The following is a 21,002-nucleotide window of genomic DNA, read 5'->3' as shown; positions in this document are numbered from 1 at the left end:
GTTACTGAGGGCTCTTCATTCACCCAGGGTTTCAAGGACAGAACAATGACCAGTTTTACCTGTGAAAGCGCTTTGTACTTTATCAATCCCCACTACCTGACACCCGCCAGCGGCCGGCTCCGCGAAGTCTTCGACCCGGCGACCCTGGAGCGCGTCGGGCGCATGGGCCTCGGCGAAAAGGCTGATGTGCAAGCTGCCGTGAATGCCGCCAATGCGGCGCAACAGCAATGGGCCAGAGTGGATACCCGAAGCCGGGCCGCACGCCTGCACGAACTGGCCGAGAGCATAGAGAAAGCGGCTGGCCTCAACCGTGAAGTGGCGCGGCTGATGACCCTGGAGACCGGCAAGCCCTTTCCGGAAGCCATGGGCGAGCTGGCCAACTGTGCGTCGGTTTTCCGCTACTACGCGGAGATAGCACGAGACGATGCCGGCAAAGTGGCAGGCACCACGCAAACCGGCTCATTCCAGCATGTGCGCTATGAGCCCTATGGGGTCAGCGTGCACATCATGCCCTTCAACTACCCCATTCTGCTGATGTGCTGGACCGTCGCGGCCTCCCTGGCTGCGGGCAACGCCTGCATCATCAAACCGGCGGAAAGCGCCACCCTCTGCACCCTGAAATTTCTCAGCCACTTCACCCGCCTGTTGCCAGGCTTGGTGTGTTGCGTACCGGGGGATGCCCTCACCGCCCAATTGCTGGTGCAATCATCCGGCACCCACGCGGTGGCCTTTACCGGAGGTATCGCCGCTGCCCACGCCGTGGCCGTGACCTGTGCCGATCTGATGAAGCCTTGCGTGATCGAGGCCGGTGGCAGCGATCCGATGATCATCTCCAAACACGCACCTTTGGACGTCGCGGTAGCGGGCGCAGTGACCGCCGCCTTTCATCTGAGCGGACAGATCTGCACCTCGGCCGAACGCCTGTACGTGGTCGACGACATCTATGAGGCATTTGTCGCCCGCTTCGTCGAGCAGACCCGCCAACTGCGGATTGGCCACGGCCTGGAGCGCTCCGAGATCGGACCGCTGGTCAGCGAAGCAGCACGCGACAAAGTCATACGCCTGGTGGAAGACGCCGTGTCCAAAGGCGCCCGCGTGCTGTGCGGCGGGCGCATCCCACAGGACCGCCCTGTCGGCTGGTTCTACGAGCCGACCATCCTCAGTGGCGTCACCGGTGACATGGCGATCCTGCAAGAGGAATGCTTCGGGCCAGTGGCGGCGGTCTGTCGCGTCGCCGATTTCGACGAGGCCATCCGCCGCGCCAACGACTCGCCATTCGGCCTGGGAGCTTCACTGTTTTCCACCAACCTGACCGAATCGATGGAAGCGGCCGAACGCCTTGAAGCGGGCATGGTATGGATCAACAACCCCCTGGTGGACAACGACGCCCTGCCATTGAGCGGCTGGAAAATGTCAGGGATCGGCAGCGAACTGGGCCGCCAGGGACTGGACGCGTTTCGCCGTTCGAAGATGGTCATCATCGACCACAAACCACGGATTCAGAGCTGGTGGTACCCCTATCCCGACAGCGTGTTCCATGACGCCCAGAGCGAGCTGGAGAAACAGGACAAGGCATAGCCAACGCGGCAAGGCCCGCCTCCTCCTGGCACAACGCCCACCCTGGCCACAGAGCCTTGCGACGCCCCTCAGCCCAGAGGGGCGCAGCGCTCAATCTTCCCGGCTGACAGGATTCACCGAGGAGCGCGGCCAGCGCCCTCAACAGGCCACGCAAAAATAGTCAGATTTCAGGGGTTTACAGAACCCCGCCAATCGCTATAATCGTCGCCCTAACACGCCGGTATAGCTCAGTTGGTAGAGCAACTGACTTGTAATCAGTAGGTCCCGGGTTCGACTCCTGGTGCCGGCACCACATTAGGCTCCATTGCATTCCACCGAATGCTCTGGAAGCCCCGAAAACCCGCCCTTTGGCGGGTTTTTTCGTTCCAGGACCCTCTGTCGGGATCCAACAAAATCCCCCTTCCCCGAGGGTATGTTAGGGGTACTGCGATTTTCCGGTCAGGAGCGCGTACCCCTATGCCACGTCTAGCGATCCCTCTCAGCGACCTGCAATGCCGCACGGCCAAAACCCGCGAGCGCGCCTACAAACTATTCGACGGTGGCGGCATGTACCTTTTCGTCAAACCCAATGGCGTGAAGACCTGGCGCTTGAAGTACACCAAGCCCAACGGCAAGGAAGGTACGCTCATCATCGGCAATTACCCCATAGTTACCCTTTCCGTCGCACGACGTAAGCGAGACGAAGCCAAGGCGTTGCTGCTCGACAACCTCGACCCAATGGAAGAAAAGAAGAAGGCCAAGATCGTAGCCCAGCGGGCGGCACTGCTTTTCGAAACCGTCGCCCTGGAGTGGCACGCTGATATGTCCCGCCGCTGGACCGAAGGACACGCGAAAACCGTAATGAGCCGACTGCGCACCCACGTCTTCCCGCTGATCGGCCAACGACCCATCGCTGAACTCGATACCCACGACCTGCTAGAGATCACCCAGCGCATCAAGGAACGCGGCACCATGGATGTGGCGTTAAGGGTACAGAACTACTTATCCACCATCATGCGCGGGGCCAAAAGAGCCCGGCAGATCACCATGAATCCTGCACTGGATCTGGCAGGCTCGATTCACGCGCCGCGCACAGTCCATCGCCCGGCCCTCCCCCTCAACCGCCTACCCGAACTGCTACACCGTATAGACAACTACAACGGCCGCGAACTGACACGCCTCGCCGTCCTGCTGACGTTGCATGTATTCGTCCGCTCCAGCGAACTGCGCTTCGCTCGATGGAGTGAATTCGACTTCCAACGCGCCATGTGGGAAATCCCCGACACCCGCGCACCGATTGAAGGGGTACGCAACTCCACACGCGGGACCAAGATGAACGGCGACATTCAAATGGTCCCGCTCTCGCCGCAGGTCATCGAAATACTGGAGCGCCTGCGCAGCCTCAGTCGCTTTTCAGAGTTAGTGCTACCGGGCGACCACAAGTACTGGAAGCCCATGTCCGAGAACACGGTGAACACCATGCTGCGCAACGTCGGATATGACACCAGCAAGGACGTGTGCGGCCACGGCTTCAGGACTATGGCCTGTAGCTCCCTGCTGGAGTCCGGGTTATGGACCGACGCAGCCATCGAAAGACAAATGAGTCACAAGGAACGCAACCGTGTGCGTGCCGCGTATATCCACAAGGCCGAATTCCTCGAACAGCGCAGGCTGATCATGGTGTGGTGGAGCAACTACATCGACGCCAACCGCCATGGGCATGTGACACCCCACGAATTCGCTCACCCAGTCGGCGACAACATCACGGCCCTACAAAATAGCCGTGGCGCATCCAAACGTAGGTAAGCCTGTGAGATCACCGCTGTCCGCCCTTCCCACGCGGGTCCATCCAAGCGGGGCTGCAAAGCCGCCCTGCTTGGATGGACCTCATTTAAAAAATCTAAAACCCACGCAAATTGTCTGTGGAAAACCATAGATTTCCACCGGTGGATAATTTCATCCACAGCCGAAGAATTCCCGAAAATTCGAGCCTTGACCCAAATTATCCACAGGCGTAGAAAAGATCGGGCAAAGCGCTGTCGTTGACAGCAACCCAGGTAGCCAGAACCCTTAAGGCTATGCCACACCGTGGTGGTTCACCCAAAGTGCGATTAGCGTCCGGCGGCTCGCACGGTCACTCACCGAGTGATGGATGCCTACTTCAGATCATTGCCATTGCGGCAAATACATCCCCCTACCCAGCTGCCCTGCAGCAACCTATCCGCTTGGCCATTTCACTGCGCCAATGCGCCCGTCTCTTTCTTCTGGAAAGAGACGGGCGATCCAACCGCTGCTGCAGCCCAACTCGTACAAGGCCTTGCGGCATTCCCCCTCGTGACAATCGGCGTGACAAACACCGAAGTCACCAGCAACAGCGATGCAGATGATGGTGCCGCAGTCCAGGGAATGGGCTGCACCTGACTGACAGTCAGGCATGCCCCGGTCATCGCATCACTGCCTTCACCCGACTCAGGATCTCGCGGCACCGGTCTCGTCAGCCAGTGCAGCCTCCACCCGCCCACTTTCTCGGAAGTGTTCAGTAGGCCAGATCATGAGATGCCCAAGCTCCCGGTCGTAAGGAGTCGCCAGTCCCGCGTTAGTGGACACCCCTCACAGGTCGCAGGGGCCTTGATCCCTGATAACACTCAACATTCTTGGCGGGATGACGTGGGGAAGGTTTTAAAGGTTTGGCTTCGAGAGGAGTTTGATCATGGCATTGGTAGGTAGACGGGACGGGCGCAATTTTGGCTATGGCCGGCAACTGAGTTATGCCGGGCCACAGGCGCTACGTGATCTGTTTGGCGGCGGGCATTACGGGACGGTCAAAGCACACAGTGATCGTTGGCTGGCGTTTGCGAATGTGCAAAATTACCGATGTCCACATTCCATAAAATGTGGACATCTGTAAAAGATGATCGCAGAAATAGTCAATCGTTTTGCTGGTAGGAGATGCAAATCTCAGGTGAGCTTCGCCTTGCTAGGTGCCGAATCTATGGGGCGGCGTCGGCGGCCACGAAGGGTGCGCTGTAGAAAAAACTCCACCTACTTGGTTCGATGGTCACTCCACCATTTGGCATACGCATGAGGCAACCGGAAATTTCAGACGCGGTTGCCCCTTGGAAATCCACGTACGTCGAACCTATCGAGGGGAGGCATCAGCCTCTCATGCGGTTTCCCCGTTAGCGAGGCGGTTGAATGAGAGTGACGTAGGTGCAGAGAAGGGTGATGAGGATGCTCGTGAAAGTGATCGTGTTGGCGTAGCTGGAGAGGAATGCTTCCATGTTGGTTTTTCGGTGAGGGCACCCTGAAGATTGCCCATGTTAAAAAACCTTTTCAAGCTCATGACGAGGCGTGGGCGAGAACATACAGCCCCGCAAGCAAACGCCTTGAAACGCAGGTTTGTGCAGCTTCGGAGAGGTGAGGAGGTTATGGTCGGGCCTGGCTAAGAAGGCCCGGCCCATGTACAAGCATGCCGAAGTTATCCGGGGGCTTAGACGAAGTGTCGGGTTCTCTGCAAAATCCTTGCGATTAAACCTGCCTCAGCTGGGCGCACCCGTTGCTTGGGAAATGCCAGCACCTTGCGTTCAGGTAGCGGGAAAGCTCTCGCAGATTCGATGAAAGCGGGTAGGGGTAGGTATGACTGATCTTTGGAGTCATATGGGTCAAAGCTGAGCGCCAACTGAACTCCGACTTCACGCACGCCCGCTTCGTCAACGTTCTTCATAAAAATACTCCACTATTCCTAGCAGCAAACCAGATCCGCTAAATGCCGCGGGAGGATAGTCCCTGTACGATGAGAGATTCAAGGGTCGGAATAGCTTCTATTGTGACGAATGCGACGGGATGCGCTTCCCTGGAGTGCATATTTCCTTCGGCGTTTTTCCGGCCCAGGGGGTGAGCGGAGAAAAAACGAAGGAATCGAGAGGGAGCCACACCGTCGAACGGCATCACTCTGACCTTATCTGTCTCGTTTTCATTTTCAGTTATAGCATCCTCGTGCAGCTTTGTTGCGAGGCTCTTTCTGTAGGGTTCCAAGAAATAAACCTCCCGGACACCCGCAGCAACAATATGCCGAGCACATGAGTGACAAGGATAGGTGGTGACAAACAACTTTCCACCCCGGATTTTTCCCCCATCAGTACCGCCAGCACTCAGCAGCGCGTGCATTTCGGCATGCACAGCTCGCGAAAATTCAATAAGGCTCTTGAGCTGTGATTTCTTCCGGATTACCTGATACACCTGTTCGCGTTTGTCTTCCTCGATAAGGCCTTCGCTGGCCAGGAGATCGACAATTGCGTTGGACATGACCCTTTTTTCTTGGTCATTGGAGCAAAAACCACCCTCCAAGTTCCAGCAACGCCGATCTTCGTCGGGTGAGCTCCCATACGTTTCAGTTTGATAAAGCCCACCGAAAGCCTTGGGTACATCATTCCAGCCGGTAGCGAGAATCTCACCATCAACACTAGTGATAGAGGCGCCTACCTGCCGGGAAAGACAAGCTGAATTTCGTGCAGCTGAAAATGCCGCATACATCGCCCGCTCATTCAGTGTAGGGGTCGCAATCACCGTTCCCAGCATGAGGTCAAGAAAGCGTTTTACCCGACCTTTACGATGTGTATCGGTGGTTTTTTCTACGCGGAGGAAGAAGTCAGCTTGAGGAAACGTGTCTTCGACCCGCTGACCGTGGTCGATCTCTTCACCAGAATCTCTATCGATTAGATCGTGAACGTGATCGCCTGGGCCTTTAGAGCGTTCAAGTCTGGCGATTCGCATCTCAATTGGCGAATACACGCCCACAACATGGAGCATATCTCCGTATACGGAGCGCAGCAGCTTCAGCTCGTCGATATGTTTAATCGAGTCGATGATGTGGCAGTATCGAACAGTGACCTTAGGCACGACCGCCGACTCTGCAGTTTCGAAAAGGTCAGGTTCACGAGCTTTTTCCGATGCTTGCTGAGCCTCCTCGCGCTCCAAAGTGATTCGCCTAATCGCGAACCGAGCCAGAATTTCGTTTCCATACTCGGCGCGAAGCTCATTTCCCGCTTCGATTAGGTTGCGTATTGATTTCTCAGCCGCCAAGGCTTTCTGCTTACGAATTTCATCGCTCAGCCTAATGATGTTTACTTTTTCGTAGCTATAGTCATTCCCGAGCAGGAGCTCTTGGAAAGTCTGCGCGACGTCATGTAGCGGAGTGCCCATCGGCCCGCACAAAGCGATGATAATTTCAGGTGTGATTGTCTTCCCAATTGCACCTATGTCGTCGAAGTGCCCGCTCTTGTCGCTGTTCGCTGAAGCTATGAGGCGAAAGTCTGGTGCTGCCATAACGGATCCCTGTCAGGTAGTGCGCGTTTGGCTTGATCATCGCACATTGCCATCACTTGTTTGTAGTTTCGCGACGAAAGAATGAGTTGTGATTGATTCAGAAAGCTATCTATCACCGCGTGCTGAATTTTGGCGACTGAATTACAGTTGAACCATGCCGTAGGGTTCACTGTAGGCTAATTTTGACACCTCAATCTCTGCGCACGTCTAAAACTTGGATACCAGCATAAATTGGACACCTCATGCATAGCCTTCTTCTTGGAAATGGCATTAACCGCGTAGCGATGCAGAGAGGTTGGAACGAAATTCTTCAGGAGCTGGCGCTGGCATTTGATGGCCTGGATTTGGTCCCCGGCATTGAATCAAAGCCACTGTCCATGTTCATAGAGGAGTTATGTGCCAGATCTACCCTGTCATTCCAGAAAGCTGAGCATGCGGTAAAGGTTGAGTTCGCCAGATTGCTCAAACAAATTCAGTCGGTCGAGGCTCACGAAAGAATTTGTAGTCTATTCAGTGTGATCATGACCACAAACTATGACTTCACGATTGAGGAGGTCTTTGCAGGACCACTCCACTCCCCTACGTTCCTTGCGCCTGAATCGAGATACAGCCTCTTTCGCCGGCATACCGCCGGAACAAAGGATGTCTGGCATGTACATGGTGATGTAGCCCGACCTGGGTCAATGGTTCTCGGGTTTGACCATTACGCTGGGTACCTGCAAAAAATCCGCAACTACGTAACAGATTCGGTCGAGGTTAAAGGTCATCCACACGGACGCGTTGGAAGCCCGGTAAAAGGGGGAAACCTCGACTTTACTGAAAATCGCTCCGTCTATTCTTGGGTGGATTATTTCTTGCGTGACCACATACATATTGTGGGGTTGGGCTTGGATTTTACGGAGATCGATCTCTGGTGGCTTTTGTTGCACAAACGGCGACGTCGGCACCAAACGGGGCAGGTTTTTTACTATCACGTGTCACTCGATACGGAAGCAAATGAAACGCCTGTCACGTCGTTACTGCGGTCACTTAATGTCAACGTGGTTCCAGTCGTCGCGGGGAGCTATCACGACTGTTACCTAAAAGTGGCTGACCTTATAGAACGGCAAATCGCATTTTTTCCTGGTCTTCACCCCATTCCGCCACGTTATGACGAAAGCCAATCGTGCGCGCCAATGGTGGCCAGCACCCGCTCTGCGCAGGGCACGCTTAAGTTTCCGAGACGGAAAAAGCTTGGGTGAAGAGGTCCCAGATTTGGTGGGTTAAGGGGCCGGATAGTGGGATCTGGTCTATAAATAAAATGGGTAAAAACTTCAAGGAGACCCGCCAATGAGTAAGCCCCAAGATAGAACGATTTCCCAGCGGCCGGATGGGACTTGGGAAAATAAACGCAATGATGCTGACAGAGCATCCAGTGTCCATAAAACCCAGGCCGAAGCACAGGAGGCTGCTCGCGAAATGCTTCGAAATCAGGGCGGCGGTGAAATGACCACAAAAGGAAGGGATGGGCAATTTAGAGCTAAGGACACGATCTCCCCAGGAAACGACCCACGCGGTACGAAAGGGTAATTTTACTGCCTCAAGCCCGCATAGAAGTGAATCGCCCCGGAGTGTCTAGACACATCGAACGGCTGCTTTTGGCAGTCTGCTGCCTGTCGCCACGGCAGCTTTTGGCGGATTCCTACCTATTCTCGACGGAGGGGATGATCAACAACGTTCGAATTCGGGAGGTTTACCATTCCGTATGCGGCTCTGAATTACTTGCAGACGGACAACGTGCTGACATCTAAAAAATCCCGAGTTCGATTCCACCGAACGCCATAACTAGCTGATTTATTTATAGTTACTAGTTGGGGTACGCCGAATTTTCCAGCGAACTCCAGACGCCCGGAAAACCTAGTCTCGCCGAAACATACCGTTCGTCTGGTGCCGGCACCATACAAAACGAAGCCCCTGCAGAAATGCAGGGGCTTTGTTGTTTCTGGATCCTGGGTAATTTCATAGACGCCCGCTCAAGTTATCCACAGCCGCAGAATAGATAGAACAACGGCTGTCTTCGAGCGCCATTCAGGCAGCCAGCATCTTTAAGGCTCAGCCACGCCCTGTGTGGTTCTCACAACGTGCGATCAGCGGCCGATGGCTCGCAAGGTCACCAGGACCTCGTTCCCAGATAACACTCACCATCCACCTAGCCTTGTCCTTTCTAAAACAGCTTGCTCCTTGAACTCCCTATATGCGCGCTGCGGTGCGAAGGGCGAAACCATTGTGTTCGCTGCGTTGCAGTTAGCACGACTTCGGCAAAAGTTTTGCGCTAGTGTTTCCCTGCGGGCCAGGAGGGCGTTCACGCGCATGGCCTTTAAAAAGGGGCAACCGCTTATGACGAACGCTACGCCATCCATCAAACTCAGTACTCTTCGGCAAATTGCCCCCTACCTGAGCCTGCGTGGGGTGTCGCCGCTGGAGTTCTTTCGGCGTTACGGCATTTCTCCTCATGTTTTTCAAAACCCTGATGCCTGGGTACCCCGGGCGGTCTGCTTTCACATAGCCAACGAAATGGCTGCTATCGCCCAGGACCCTTTCGGGGGGGCCTGTGTGGGACACCTGATCGAAGTACGCTCACTCGGCGCCTGGGGCGAATTGATATTGGGCTCAAGCAACCTCGCTCAGGCCTGTGCAGTGGCGTCGATCCACACGGACTTACTGCATCAGGGAGGAGAAGTCAGAATCGTCACCGAAGGCCGTACGACGAAACTGATCCACCGATTTACCGGGCAGCACGGGGCGGATCCGAAGCAGGTCATTCTCGGCACGCTGGCGCTGCTCAGAAAAGTACCGCTCATGTCCGGTGAGCCTGGCGCCATACGCGTGCATCTGCAAAACCCAAGGGAAAGAGGAGATGAGGCGCTGGAGGAGTACCTGGGGCCTCATCTGGAAATGAACGCGCAGCACAACATGATCGAATTCGACCGTGAGCTGCTCGACACCCCCCTGCAGCCCGGTCGGGATGATGCCTGGAAAGTCACCGAAGCCTTGAGGTCGACAGCGCAAGCAGCAGGGGTGCTCATCGAGCGGATAGCGGACCAGGATCAATCCAAACTTGGCGTGATCTCGAGGAACATGGGGCTGTCTTCTCGAACATTGCAGCGGCGTCTTAAATCCTGCGGTATCGACTTCGAAGACTTGCGTGACGAGACTCGCCGCAGTGAAGCACTTCAACTCATTGCCAGCGGCAGATACACCGCGACCGAAATTGCCTACATGGTGGGCTACAGCGATCAAGCGCACTTCACCCGTGCCTTCAAGCGTTGGACCGGGAGTTCACCGTCGCGCTATCGCGCCATCTTGAAACACGATCGCTAACTGACTTTTCTTCCTCCCTCGCCCCTCTTGCGCCCAAGTAACTGGCTGACTTCCAAGTCCGTCTTCGCGGCACGCGCTCGCTTGGCTTTTGGCACCAAATGGCAAGTTTCCAGCAGGGTGTTCTTATAAAGTTTGAACAGCTGATGCCCACTTAAACGCCCACGAGGTTTAAATGTCCTGTTCATCCACGGCCTGCATTGTCGCTCTGACATTGGCAACTTTCGGCAGCGTTAATGCTCAGCCGTCCGCTGATACGACGCTCTTGGTAGGTGTCGACAATTTTATCCGTGCCGAGTCCGACCTCTACATGGGCAAGACCGTCGCGGATGGCGGCCTGGGTCGGTTTGTACATAACCGCGAACCGGTTCCCATCGACGCGCAGAATGTCATCCGCATGAATCGCGACACGCTGTATTCGTCGGCCGTGTTCGACCTCGATGCCGGCCCGGTCACCATCACATTGCCTGAAGCCGGCGGGCGGTTCATGTCGATGCAAGTGGTCAATGAAGACCACTACGTACCCGCGGTCATTTACGGTGCCGGCGACCATACGCTGACGAAAGAGGTGATCGGTACCCGCTATGTCTTCGTCGCCGTCCGCCTGTTCTTCGATCCCACGGAGCGCAAAGACCTTGAGCAGGTGCATGTACTGCAGGACGCAATCAGGGTCAGCCAGGCCAAGGCCGGGGAATTCGTGGTTCCCAAGTGGGATCAGGCCAGCCAGAAACAGATGCGCGATGCCCTGGCTGTCCTGGGTTCGACAATACCCAACTACAACCAGTCCTTTGGCCCCAAGGGCAGGGTCAATCCGATCCATCACCTGATCGGAACAGCGACCGGCTGGGGCGGAAATCCCAGCAAGGACGCCATCTACCTCGGCGGCGTGATACCGCGCAACGATGGAAAAACCGTTTACCGCCTCAAGGTCGGGCAGGTGCCGGTCAACAGTTTCTGGTCGGTGAGTGTGTATAACGCCGACGGGTACTTCCAGAAAAACCCATATGACGTCTATTCACTGAATAACCTCACGGCCCAGAAAAGTGATGACGGCTCGATTGTCATCCAGTTCGGGGCTTGCGACGCCAAGATCGTCAATTGCCTGCCGACCACGCCCGGTTGGAACTATACGGTCAGGCTCTATCGGCCAAGCAACGAAATACTCAATGGCCAGTGGAGTTTTCCCCAGCCGCAGCCCATCGGGCTCTAGTCAAGGCATCCACTAAGAAGTGCTGAAACTTACAAATAAGCGCAAACGCCGCCACGCCCGATAGTGCCAATCAAGTCGGGGGCATCTCTGCCTTGAAGAGTTCTACAGCCAAGGAAATAAACAATGACAACCCAAGGTGCTTATCACTTCTTGCTGCATCAACTGCTGCTCATTAGCGCCTTGGCCACGGTATTGCCGGCACAGGCGGACGATGCAAACGGCACTGCGTCCGTGACAGTAGGCGGCGGATTGGCCGTTGGTCCCTTGTACGAAGGTTCCTCACGGTATGCCGCTTTCCCTTCGCTGAAACTCGAGGCGGTCTTGCCTACCCAAGACTGGGGCACCTTTACCGCGGCCTTCCCAGAGGGACTGCGTTGGGACTTGCCGGGGCTGTCGCCTTTCGGGGTGGCGCTGTTGATTGGCTATGACCAGGGGCGCAAGGAGCGGATTCATACCCTGGACGGCCGTGACGACTACTTGAAAGGCATGGGCAATCTGGACAGCACCGCCCTGGTGGGAGCGGAAGTCTATTGGATCCTGCCGGCCGGCCGCCTGTTCGTGCGCGGCCTGCAATCGAGCCAAAGCCGAAATTACGGTGGCGAACACCTGGGCCGTACCGCGTACCTGGAGGCCGGGGTTGCCACGGACTATGCATTGTCCTCGACCTTGACCCTGGACTCGACGCTGTACGGCACCTGGAGCAACGAGAACGACATGATGGCGCGCTTCGGCGTCACCGCTCAGCAAGCGGCACGTACCCGGTTCGATGAATACCACCCAGGCGGCGGGATGCGCGACGTGACCCTGAAACTGGGCCTCACCTGGCAATGGCAACCACAGTTGGCGCTAGAGGGCGGCATCAAGACCTACGCGCTGGTCTCCGATGCCCGCAACAGCCCGCTGACGGGAGAAAAGGTGGGCGCAGGCGCCTATCTGAACGCGCTGTACCGGTTTTGATCGACCGGAGATATCGGCGCCATTCGATACAGGGATAGATCAAGGAGCAATCGATGAAAAAACTACATAAGCCGTGGGGGATGATCCTGTCCCTGGCCGGCCTGTTCGGGTCGGGATCGGTGTTCGCCGAAGATGCCGCCACCACGGTCACGGACCCGAACTTCAAGCTGGCCCCAGGCTACCTGGACCCGGCTGACTTGCCTGTACGCCTGGCGCTGCTCGGCGCGCCCCCCAAGCCAGATTCTGCAGCGCTGGCGCGGGATGAAGAAGCCCGGCGTGCAGCGCTGGCGCTGCGCGGCACCGCCCGGGAGAAACTCGCGGCAACGGATGCGGAACTGTCGTTCCCAGGCCCGGCGAAAACATTTTCCTGCGCCCTGGATACGCCAATCACCGAGGAAAATACACCGCATCTTTATCGCTTGATGCAACGCACCCTGAGCGATGCCGGCGGTTCTACCTATGCCGGGAAGAATGCCTACAACCGTCCCCGTCCCTTCGTGGTGCATGAGGAAGGAACGTGCCGCAAGGACATGGAACCGCTGTTGCTCACGGACGGTTCCTGGCCGTCCGGCCACTCTGCCGCCGGCTGGGCCTGGGGCTTGGTTCTCGCCGAGATTCAGCCTGAGCGTGCCACCGAACTGATGACCCGCGGGTTGGCATACGGCCAGAGCCGGGTCATCTGCGATGCACACTGGCAGAGCGACGTGGATGCAGGCCGCATCATGGGCGCCGCCACGGTGGCGAGCCTGCATGGCAATCCGGAGTTCCTGGCGGATCTGGCGGCCGCGAAAGAGGAGGTCAAGACGGCTCAGAAGGCCGGTCTGAAGCCGACAGAGGACTGTGCGGCAGAGCGCGTCGCGCTCTCGCTGACCCAGCACTGATCGGAGAAACCCCATGATGCACAGCGACAACCTCCGCTCGCCTTTGCTGCGCAAGCGCGCCCGCTTGGCACTGCTGGTTGGCGCCTTCGCCACAGCCGGCTGCAGTCTGCCGACTGTGGCCATGGCGGCAGACAGCGATGACTGGCACTTCAACGGCGGTCCCTACCTGTGGGGCGCCGGTATTCGCGGACACGTAGGCCACCGCAGCACCGGGACCCAGTTTATACAGTCCGACTTCTCGGACATCGCGCGCACTGTCGATATGTCGGTGATGCTGATGGGCGAGGCGCGACGCGGGCCCTACAGCGTGCTCACCGACCTGATGTACATCGACACCGATACCCGCAACCGCCTGCCAGCGGGCGCCCCGGCCTCCAAGCTTGAGGTGGAAGGCAAGACGGCTTCCGGATTTCTGGGAGGCGGGTACACCGTCTTGGGTGATGAAAGTCATCGGCTGGACGTGGCCGGCGGAGTGCGTGTCTGGTACAGCAGCACCACCATCAGCCTGCATGGCGGGCCTGCCGGCGGCCTGTCCGGATCCGACCGGGCTACCTGGGCCGATGCCATGGCGGGGCTGCGTGGGCACTATGCGGTGAATGAGCGCTTCTGGTTGTCGTCATGGGGAATGGCGGGCGCGGGACAGTCTCGGGAAGACTGGGATCTGGCCGCGCTGGCGGGCTGGGAGTTCTTGCCGGGCTTTTCTGCGGTGGTTGGTTACCGGGCCATGGGAGTGAACTATCGCCATGACGGTTTCGTCTACGACATTGTCCAGAAGGGGCCACTGCTGGGTATTAGCGGGCGCTTCTGAGGCCTTCACAGTAAAACTGCCACTCCGTGCAGGAGCTGTCACTGCCCCAAACAGATGCTCTTCATGATCAAATAGCCGCCGATTCCAGTGACACACAGGCTGAACATGAAGCGCATCGCCGTATCGATCCTGGCCCTGCTGGTCAGTTCCACGCTCCTTACCTCCCCCGCCCTGGCCGGCGATGCCGAAGCCGGTGGCAAGCTGTTCAAGCGCCTGTGCAGCGGCTGCCACAATATCGGGCCTTCGGTGCGCAGTTCGTTCGGGCCGCAGCTCAACGGCATCATCGATCGCCCGGCAGGCAGTGCCCAGGACTACCAGTATTCGACGGCAATGAAGTCGTCGGGCATCGTCTGGACCCGGGACAAGCTCATCCAGTACCTGGAAGACCCGAAAGCCGTGGTACCCGGCACCCGGATGATTTTCTGGGGGCTGAGCGATGAAGAAAAAATCGATAATCTGTTGGCCTATCTGCAGACCTTCCCCTCCCCCTGATCCAAGCTCGTTTGCCTACAAGGATGTTTTGATGAAGTTTCCTCTGCTGTCGCTTGCCGCCACGGGCCTGGCCCTGGCTGCGTTCATGCCCCAGTTGCAGGCCGCCGGTTTCGACTGCGCCAAGGCCTCGACCCGGGTGGAGAAAACCGTCTGCGACACGCCAACCCTGTCCGCCAAGGACGATGAACTGAACCGCCGCTACAAGGCGCTCAAGCACCTGCAGGTGTTTCGCCTGTTGCAAGCCCAGTGGCTGCGGGAGGTACGCGACACCTGTATCGACAGCGACTGCCTGGAGGGGGCCTACCGGGCCCAGGTGAAGATGCTCACGCTGTTGCCCCTTCCTCCGGCGCCCGGCAAGGGCGAGCTGCTGCCGATGGACCCCACCCGGCAGTACCGCCTGCAGGACCCTGAAGACTGGCAGCGCTTCACCCTGGCCAGGTTCACCGCCGCTCCTGCCCAGGGCGATCAGCAGATCGTCGACGCCCAGGTGCTTGATGGCGTGCTGCATGTGGTGCTGTTCGTCGGTCAGTACCAGAAAGGGCGGGAAGGCTATGTCGGCACACTCTACGAATACGCCGATGACCAGCCCGGTCTGCATCCCATTGCCCGGGATATCGGCTTTGTCGGCTGGGCCTCTCCGGGGGCCAACGATCAGGGCCAGCGCCTCGCCGGCATCGTCGACGGCGTGCTCTATTACCGCCAGCGCAGCGGCGGCGAACTGCAGCAAGGCATGAGCTATCGCCTGGGCTCGCGCAGTGCTCCCGAAGCCAGCCAGCAGGTGTTCCAGTCGCTCTCCAACACCCTGCGCCATGCCCGGGCGCGGGTCGGCCAGGATCTCAATCAGGAGAACTACAGCCTGTCCCTGGACTACGACCAGCAGAGCAACAACACCTACACCGAGAACGTCACCGAGCACAATGACGTCGAGGCTGGCTGGAGCATCGTCAATCCCACCTGGAGCGAAACCCGCCCGGTGATGTACTTCGACAACGAAGGGCCGCGGGCCTGCATCTGGCGGGTCGACGTGCAGTACAAGGTGCTGTCCAAGATCGTCCCGGAGCATGAGGCGATTTCAGCCCGTCCTGTGGATATCCATGGCCGGGAGGCGGTGGTGTACCTGGAAGGCGATCAGTTGAAATTCGCGATCAATCCGGATGACTGAAGGGCCAGGTTGCTGAAAAAAGGCTCGCCAAACGGCGAGCCTTTTGCATTGCGCCGGCAAGGCTCTGCTCAGGGCAGGCTGATCTTGTATTCGGCCAGCTTGGCCTGGTGCTGCGGTTCGACGTACTTCGGGTTCACCCGCTTGGCGAACTGGGTAAAGTCGGCGCGGGCATCGTCGGTCAGGCCCAGTTTGTCGTAGGCCAAACCCCGGTGGTAGAAGGCCCAGGCATAGTCCGGCTGCTTCTGCAGGCCGGCGCTGTAGGCTTCGGCCGCCTCGCGGTATTGGCCCAGGTCGTAGAGGGTCTGGCCCAGGTGGTAGTAGGTCGGCATGTTGAAGCCGGTGCCCTTGCCCGCCTCGCCCAGGTTGGCGTCGAGGTTGGATTGCACCAGTTCCAGGGCCTTTTGCGGGTTGCCCGACTCACGATAAAGACGGCTCAGGTCCAGCACCGCACGGGCATCGGGCTTGGGGCCCAGCTCGATGGATTTTTCCTTGGCGCTGATGGCTTCCGGGTAACGCTTGAAGCTGGCGTAGGCATCGGACTGCAACCAGTACACCAGGCTCTGCATCGGCTTGGACAGTTGGTTTTTCGACAGGCACAGATCGGCCTCTTGCAGCACCACATCGAACTTCTCGGCCTTGGAGGCCTGGCCCACCAGACGGCAATGGGCGTAGTTGATCTGGTCCTGGCTCTGCAGGCTGGCGCAGCCGGTGACAGCGAGAATGCACAGCAGCAGGATCGACCCGCGAACAGACAATGAAGGCATGTTTTTCAATCCAGCAGGTGAGCGTTGAGGTCAGGGCGATAGACCTGCAGCAGCGGCGCGGTGACCGTGCCCTGCAGGCTGCAGAAGATCGTGGTGCGCCCGGAGATCGGGGCGCCGGTGGTGCCTGTGTCGATGCTCAACACACGCTCGACGAAACCGAACGGCGTGGCCACGCCACCTCCCGCCAAGCCTTCGGTACGCCACTGGTCGATCGGATCGCCGACACGGCGGATCTCCACCCGGGTCATGGCGCTGCGATCGGCTTTCAGGCGGCTGTTGTCGCGCAACAATGGCTTGAGCGCGGCGGCTACATCCTTGGGTTCGCCCTCGGCGATAAAGCCCCAGAACAGCAGGTTGCCCACCGATTTCAGCGACTGGGCCTCGTTGTAGTAGCCCACCAGGCGCACGCCGTTGACCAGCAGCGGCTGGTCGAAGGCCTGGTAGCGACCGCCTTCCTGCAAGGGGTTCAGGACCTTGGGCGCACTCACTGCACCGTATCGGGCCAGACTCAGGGTGCCCGCCGGTAGTCGGGCCGTGTTCAGGCTCTGGAAGAATTGCCCATCGCAGCGGGAAAACTCGCTCAGCAGCTGCTCGGACGCAGTCGCTTGCTGGCCGTGGGCGATGCTGGCGACGCTCAGCAGGCACAGGCCGGATAGCAGGGTACGGAACATCGAAATCATCCGTGATGCAAAAGAGGGAGTGGAACTTTAACAAAGAAGGGTCAGGCGCGGGGCCGCGCTATGCCATGCAGCGCAATGCATGAGAGGACGCCCCCGCAGGCGCCCTCCCTTGCCGCCTGTCAGGCGATCAATGGTGCATGGGCGCGGTACCGCCCTGACCATCGGACAGCTCGATGCTGACGTTCTGCATCATGCCCTGGTCCTCGTGATCGAGGATGTGGCAGTGCAGGACGAACTCGCCGATGTAACGTTCATACCGAGTGCGCGTGTACAGGGTGTAAGGGCGCCCCTGCTTGTCCGGTCCCTTGACGAACAGGGTGTCTTTCCACACGCCCTTGAGCCCGGCGTACTGCTTGTCGGTGGGGTCGGTCGGGTCGATCGCCCCCGGCTCGCTGAGGTCGGTGCCGTCCGGACCGATGATCTTCACCACCTGGAACGGATTGACGTGAATGTGGAACGGGTGGCTGGCATAACCGGAACTCAGCACCCAGGTTTGCGCCGTGCCCAGGGTCAGGTGGCGATTGATGGTTCCTGGCTCATACGGCTTGACGTCGTCCATGCTGGTGCCCACCTCGAACTTGGGATTTTTCTCGTCATCTCGGTTGATGTAGAACATCAGCCGCTCCTCCGGCCGGTCCTTCACTTCCTCGTCGCGGACGCTCTCGTGAGGAACGAACCGGGTTAGCTTCATCCCGCTCTTGAGGTCATTGACGATCTGGCTCTGCACATCGGACGGCATATTGCGCTGCGCCGAATCCACCAGCACCTGGGTCAAGTAGGCATTGCTGTCCTTGACCTCGGTGCCTTGCTCGACATCGACAAACCCGAGTATCTGCCGGCCACTCGCTGCCTGGGACACGCCGCCATTGGCCGTTTGCGCAGCGTCGACCACGCAGTAGCGTCCGGCTTGCGGGAAGAGCATCAGCAGGTCGTTGCGATAGCCGGGCTGCAAGGTGACCTGGCTAAGTGTTTGCGCCTGGCCCAGGGTCAGACCATCGGCAGCGATGACTTGATAGTCCACCGGTTCGCCGACGCATTGCTGACTGACGAAAGCATCGGCATCCGCTGCGGCAACGCCCGCATTGCTCTTTTGCAGGGCGCTGTCGGCGAGCTTGCGAAACTCCAGCTTGATGGTGTCGCGTATGCCCGCATGGACCAGGCGCCAACGTTCCACCTGACCGGTGCGGGCCTTGTCGAAGATCGGCTGCACCTGGCCATTGATACTGGTGTAGCGTCCCGACTGGCCCCAGCTCTTCGGCGTGAACTGGGCAAAGTCCTCGACCACGCCGACCTCGCCCGGATCGCATTGCCAATCCACGCTCTTGTCGCCCGTCACAGGGTCGGTCTTGACCCCTTTGCAGGCATAGGGAATTTGCTGCAATACCAGCAGGCGCTCGGTAAAGGCCTGGCCATCGGCCGACTTGAGCAAGGTGTCGATATCACCGTTGGCTTGCCCACTCGGCAGCCGGCTGCCGTGGATGATCAACGCTCCGGCCATGCCACTGGCGACCTGCAACGCGGTGGAACCATGCCGATGGGGGTGGTACCAGAAGGTTCCGGCCGGGTGGTCGGCGGGGATGTTGTACTCGTACTGGAAGCTGATCTGGGGATTGATCGACAACAGCACGTTGTCGCTGTTACCGGCGGGACTGACCCACAAACCATGGGAGTGCAGGTTGGTGCTGTTGAAGCACTGGGGCTTGTCGGGCTCGGCGGAATGGGCACTGCACGGCTGGTCGTCCTTGGCCTTGAGCTTGTTGTTGAGGGTGATGCGTACGGTGTCGCCCGGCGTCACATCGATGGTCGGGGCCACGAAGGGGGCCTGGGGATTGACCCCGGTGCCCTGATAGCTGCGCAGGTTCACTGGCACATTGCGCCCGGTGGCCGGGTCAAAAATCGTGCTCTTGGTGTAATCGATGTTCAGGATCAGAGCGCGTTCGATACCGCCCTGGGAGGATGCTGGAAGAGTGCTCAAGACAGTGGCCTTGGACGACATCAGCAGTGTGGTTTCTCCGGTTTTCTGTCGCGGCGCCTGCTGTTCCAGGCTGCCGGGATTCTCGAATGTCCGTGCGGCTGCTTCGGCCGTTGCTGGGGTAATCGCGCACGCCACTGACAACAGGATTCCTGTGCCCAAGGCGTTGATCGGCTGGGTTGCTTTCATGGTGTTCTCCTGTGCTCCAGGAAGGTAGAGACCGGACGACCCGCAGCAGAGCGGCGGCAGGACGAAACAACATCGGCCAAGCACAGGGATCGGCGTTACGCAGCAACTTGTCCCGCATCCATTGCGGCTGAAACCTCATCCCTGATGGCATAAAGCTAGTGGGAAACGCCCGAAAAGCAACGCGACACGCCCGTTCACCGCACATTCTTCCCGACCACGCCCCTCCCCCACTCTGGCGGCCTCATTGCGCTCAGATCGCAGGCACAAAAAAGCCCCGAACCAGTCGGGGCTTTTTCCATTGCGCCACCTGAAGTCAGGCGGTGATCAGGCGTTCATCAGAACACGTTGATCGGGTAGTCGACGAACACACGCAGTTCGTTGCCACCCACGTTGTACTCGGAAGACTTCTGCGAAACCCGCAGTACCGAGCTACGTACTTTCACACTCAGGTCCTTGGCTGGACCGCTCTGTACCACGTACTTCAGCTGGTTGAAGATTTCCCGCTCGCTGCCGCCAGTGGTGGTCGAGGTGGTGATGTTGTCGCCACGCACGTAGGCCACGTTGTAGGTCAGGCCCGGTACGCCGAAGGCGCCGAAGTCCAGACCGTAGCCCAGCTGCCAGCTGCGCTCGTCTTCAGCGTTGAAGTCGGACCAGTAGGAGTTGGCCAGGTAGATGGTGTTGCCGCCATCGCCCACGCGGTTCTGACCACGCTGGTAGCCGCCGTAGGCATAGCCCAGGTGGCTGTCGCCGGTGCTGCGCTGGTGCGCCAGGGTGAAGGAATGCGGGCCAGTGGCGAAAGTGGCTGCCAGGCTCCAGATCTTGTTGTCTTCGCCGCCAGCCTTGGCCTTCTGCGCGTAGGACTTGTCCAGCTCGGTACGGTAACCGTTGAAGTCCAGGGTCAGGGACTGGTCGGTGGCCAGTGGGAACACGTAGTTCAGGTTCACGTATTGTTTCTTCAGCACGTCTTCGACGTCGGAAGCGTACAGCGCGCCCTTGAACTGTTCGGTGAACTGGTAGCTACCGCCCAATACGTTGATCGACTTCAGGCCACCACTGTCACGGCCTTCGGCGCTCTTGCGCGATTCGGCGGTGAAGTGACCGGCGTTCAGCTCCAGGCCCTTGATCTCCTTGGAGGTGATCAGGGTACCGGTGTAGCTTTCCGGCAGCAGACGCGAGTTGTCGTAGTTCAGCACCGGCAGGGCCGGCATCTGATCACCGTAGGTCAGCACAGTGTTGGACAGGCGGAACTTGACCGCTGCACCGAACTTGCTCAGGTCATCGGCGGCGTTGCCGCTGTCGCCTTGCTTGAAGAAGTCGATACCGCCAGCACCGCTGCGGCCCTTGCCACCGTCCAGACGCAGTGCGTACAGGCCGAAGGCGTCAACGCCCACGCCCACGGTGCCCTGAGTGAAACCCGAGGAGAAGGTGCCGATGGCAGCCTGGCCCCACTCGGCCTTGTCCTTGTTACCGTCTTTGTAGTCACGGTTGATGTAGGCGTTGCGCAGCAGCACTTTCAGGCTGCTGTCTTCGACGAAGCCCTTGGCATCGGCCTGGCCGTCGGCCATGGCCTGTGTAGCGCTCAAAATCCCCAGTGCAATCAAGCAGATCCGCTGTTTCGACATTTTATTTTCCTTATTACGGTTTGATG

17 protein-coding genes, 1 tRNA gene and 1 pseudogene are annotated in these 21,002 nt (G+C 58.7%); 13 read left to right on the top strand and 6 right to left on the bottom strand.

The genetic code is table 11. The annotated features are described in order from the left end of the window. Window positions 1-45 precede the first annotated feature (45 nt). The 4 genes and pseudogenes from ACSSVC_RS05415 to ACSSVC_RS05400 form a co-directional block, all read left to right on the top strand. Entirely contained in the window at window positions 46-1,578 is a 1,533-nt protein-coding gene (locus ACSSVC_RS05415) for an aldehyde dehydrogenase family protein (protein WP_492612056.1), read from the top strand. Window positions 1,579-1,794: 216 nt separating this feature from the next. After that, window positions 1,795-1,870 (top strand) — tRNA-Thr (locus tag ACSSVC_RS05410). A 164-nt stretch (window positions 1,871-2,034) separates the two neighbouring features. Further along, entirely contained in the window at window positions 2,035-3,363 is a 1,329-nt protein-coding gene (locus tag ACSSVC_RS05405) for a tyrosine-type recombinase/integrase (protein ID WP_492612055.1), read from the top strand. 904 nt (window positions 3,364-4,267) lie between these two features. Further along, window positions 4,268-4,411: pseudogene (locus ACSSVC_RS05400) on the top strand (integrase domain-containing protein); the annotation flags it as partial. Between the two features lie 636 nt (window positions 4,412-5,047). Here the strand turns inward: ACSSVC_RS05400 and ACSSVC_RS05395 are convergent. Then, window positions 5,048-5,281 (bottom strand): hypothetical protein, encoded by a 234-nt coding sequence (locus ACSSVC_RS05395; RefSeq protein ID WP_492612054.1) that lies wholly within the window; start codon window positions 5,279-5,281, stop codon window positions 5,048-5,050. A gap of 38 nt (window positions 5,282-5,319) precedes the next feature. Beyond that, the gene (locus ACSSVC_RS05390) at window positions 5,320-6,882 is read right to left on the bottom strand and encodes an anti-phage dCTP deaminase (RefSeq protein ID WP_200645621.1); all 1,563 of its coding nucleotides are present in this window, start codon (window positions 6,880-6,882) and stop codon (window positions 5,320-5,322) included. Window positions 6,883-7,124: 242 nt separating this feature from the next. Here ACSSVC_RS05390 and ACSSVC_RS05385 point away from each other — a divergent pair, with 242 nt between their 5' ends. From ACSSVC_RS05385 to ACSSVC_RS05345, 9 genes are all read left to right on the top strand, one after another. Beyond that, window positions 7,125-8,123, top strand: coding sequence for an SIR2 family protein (locus ACSSVC_RS05385; RefSeq protein ID WP_492612053.1), 999 nt, complete (start codon window positions 7,125-7,127; stop codon window positions 8,121-8,123). 88 nt (window positions 8,124-8,211) lie between these two features. Then, the gene (locus tag ACSSVC_RS05380; protein WP_072459170.1) at window positions 8,212-8,451 is read left to right on the top strand and encodes a DUF2188 domain-containing protein; all 240 of its coding nucleotides are present in this window, start codon (window positions 8,212-8,214) and stop codon (window positions 8,449-8,451) included. A gap of 807 nt (window positions 8,452-9,258) precedes the next feature. Beyond that, the gene (locus ACSSVC_RS05375) at window positions 9,259-10,242 is read left to right on the top strand and encodes a helix-turn-helix domain-containing protein (protein ID WP_446439549.1); all 984 of its coding nucleotides are present in this window, start codon (window positions 9,259-9,261) and stop codon (window positions 10,240-10,242) included. A 172-nt stretch (window positions 10,243-10,414) separates the two neighbouring features. After that, window positions 10,415-11,449, top strand: coding sequence for a DUF1254 domain-containing protein (locus ACSSVC_RS05370; protein WP_492612052.1), 1,035 nt, complete (start codon window positions 10,415-10,417; stop codon window positions 11,447-11,449). Between the two features lie 123 nt (window positions 11,450-11,572). Continuing rightward, the gene (locus tag ACSSVC_RS05365) at window positions 11,573-12,406 is read left to right on the top strand and encodes a MipA/OmpV family protein (protein WP_446439551.1); all 834 of its coding nucleotides are present in this window, start codon (window positions 11,573-11,575) and stop codon (window positions 12,404-12,406) included. Window positions 12,407-12,459: 53 nt separating this feature from the next. Beyond that, window positions 12,460-13,287: an acid phosphatase gene (locus tag ACSSVC_RS05360; RefSeq protein WP_346634156.1), complete on the top strand. Its 828-nt coding sequence runs from the start codon at window positions 12,460-12,462 to the stop codon at window positions 13,285-13,287. 13 nt (window positions 13,288-13,300) lie between these two features. After that, window positions 13,301-14,095: a hypothetical protein gene (locus ACSSVC_RS05355; protein WP_346634155.1), complete on the top strand. Its 795-nt coding sequence runs from the start codon at window positions 13,301-13,303 to the stop codon at window positions 14,093-14,095. 105 nt (window positions 14,096-14,200) lie between these two features. Beyond that, window positions 14,201-14,587 (top strand): c-type cytochrome, encoded by a 387-nt coding sequence (locus ACSSVC_RS05350; protein ID WP_346634154.1) that lies wholly within the window; start codon window positions 14,201-14,203, stop codon window positions 14,585-14,587. Between the two features lie 31 nt (window positions 14,588-14,618). Then, window positions 14,619-15,749 carry a lysozyme inhibitor LprI family protein gene (locus ACSSVC_RS05345; protein WP_346634153.1) on the top strand — a complete coding sequence of 377 codons (1,131 nt, stop codon included), beginning with the start codon at window positions 14,619-14,621 and terminating at the stop codon, window positions 15,747-15,749. 68 nt (window positions 15,750-15,817) lie between these two features. Here ACSSVC_RS05345 and ACSSVC_RS05340 read toward each other — a convergent pair whose 3' ends face one another. From ACSSVC_RS05340 to ACSSVC_RS05325, 4 genes are all read right to left on the bottom strand, one after another. Continuing rightward, window positions 15,818-16,513, bottom strand: a complete 696-nt coding sequence (locus ACSSVC_RS05340) for a tetratricopeptide repeat protein (protein ID WP_446439553.1) — start codon at window positions 16,511-16,513, stop codon at window positions 15,818-15,820. A gap of 5 nt (window positions 16,514-16,518) precedes the next feature. Then, window positions 16,519-17,184 (bottom strand): hypothetical protein, encoded by a 666-nt coding sequence (locus tag ACSSVC_RS05335; protein ID WP_346634151.1) that lies wholly within the window; start codon window positions 17,182-17,184, stop codon window positions 16,519-16,521. A 136-nt stretch (window positions 17,185-17,320) separates the two neighbouring features. After that, window positions 17,321-19,354: a multicopper oxidase family protein gene (locus tag ACSSVC_RS05330; protein WP_346634150.1), complete on the bottom strand. Its 2,034-nt coding sequence runs from the start codon at window positions 19,352-19,354 to the stop codon at window positions 17,321-17,323. Between the two features lie 335 nt (window positions 19,355-19,689). Then, window positions 19,690-20,976 carry an OprD family porin gene (locus ACSSVC_RS05325; RefSeq protein ID WP_346634149.1) on the bottom strand — a complete coding sequence of 429 codons (1,287 nt, stop codon included), beginning with the start codon at window positions 20,974-20,976 and terminating at the stop codon, window positions 19,690-19,692. Between the last annotated feature and the right edge of the window lie 26 nt (window positions 20,977-21,002).

It is taken from the genome of Pseudomonas sp. E1BtOHC1, from assembly GCF_058744285.1.
Note: the sequence above shows the minus strand (reverse complement) of the source record. Positions and strands in the feature narration are given on the sequence as shown.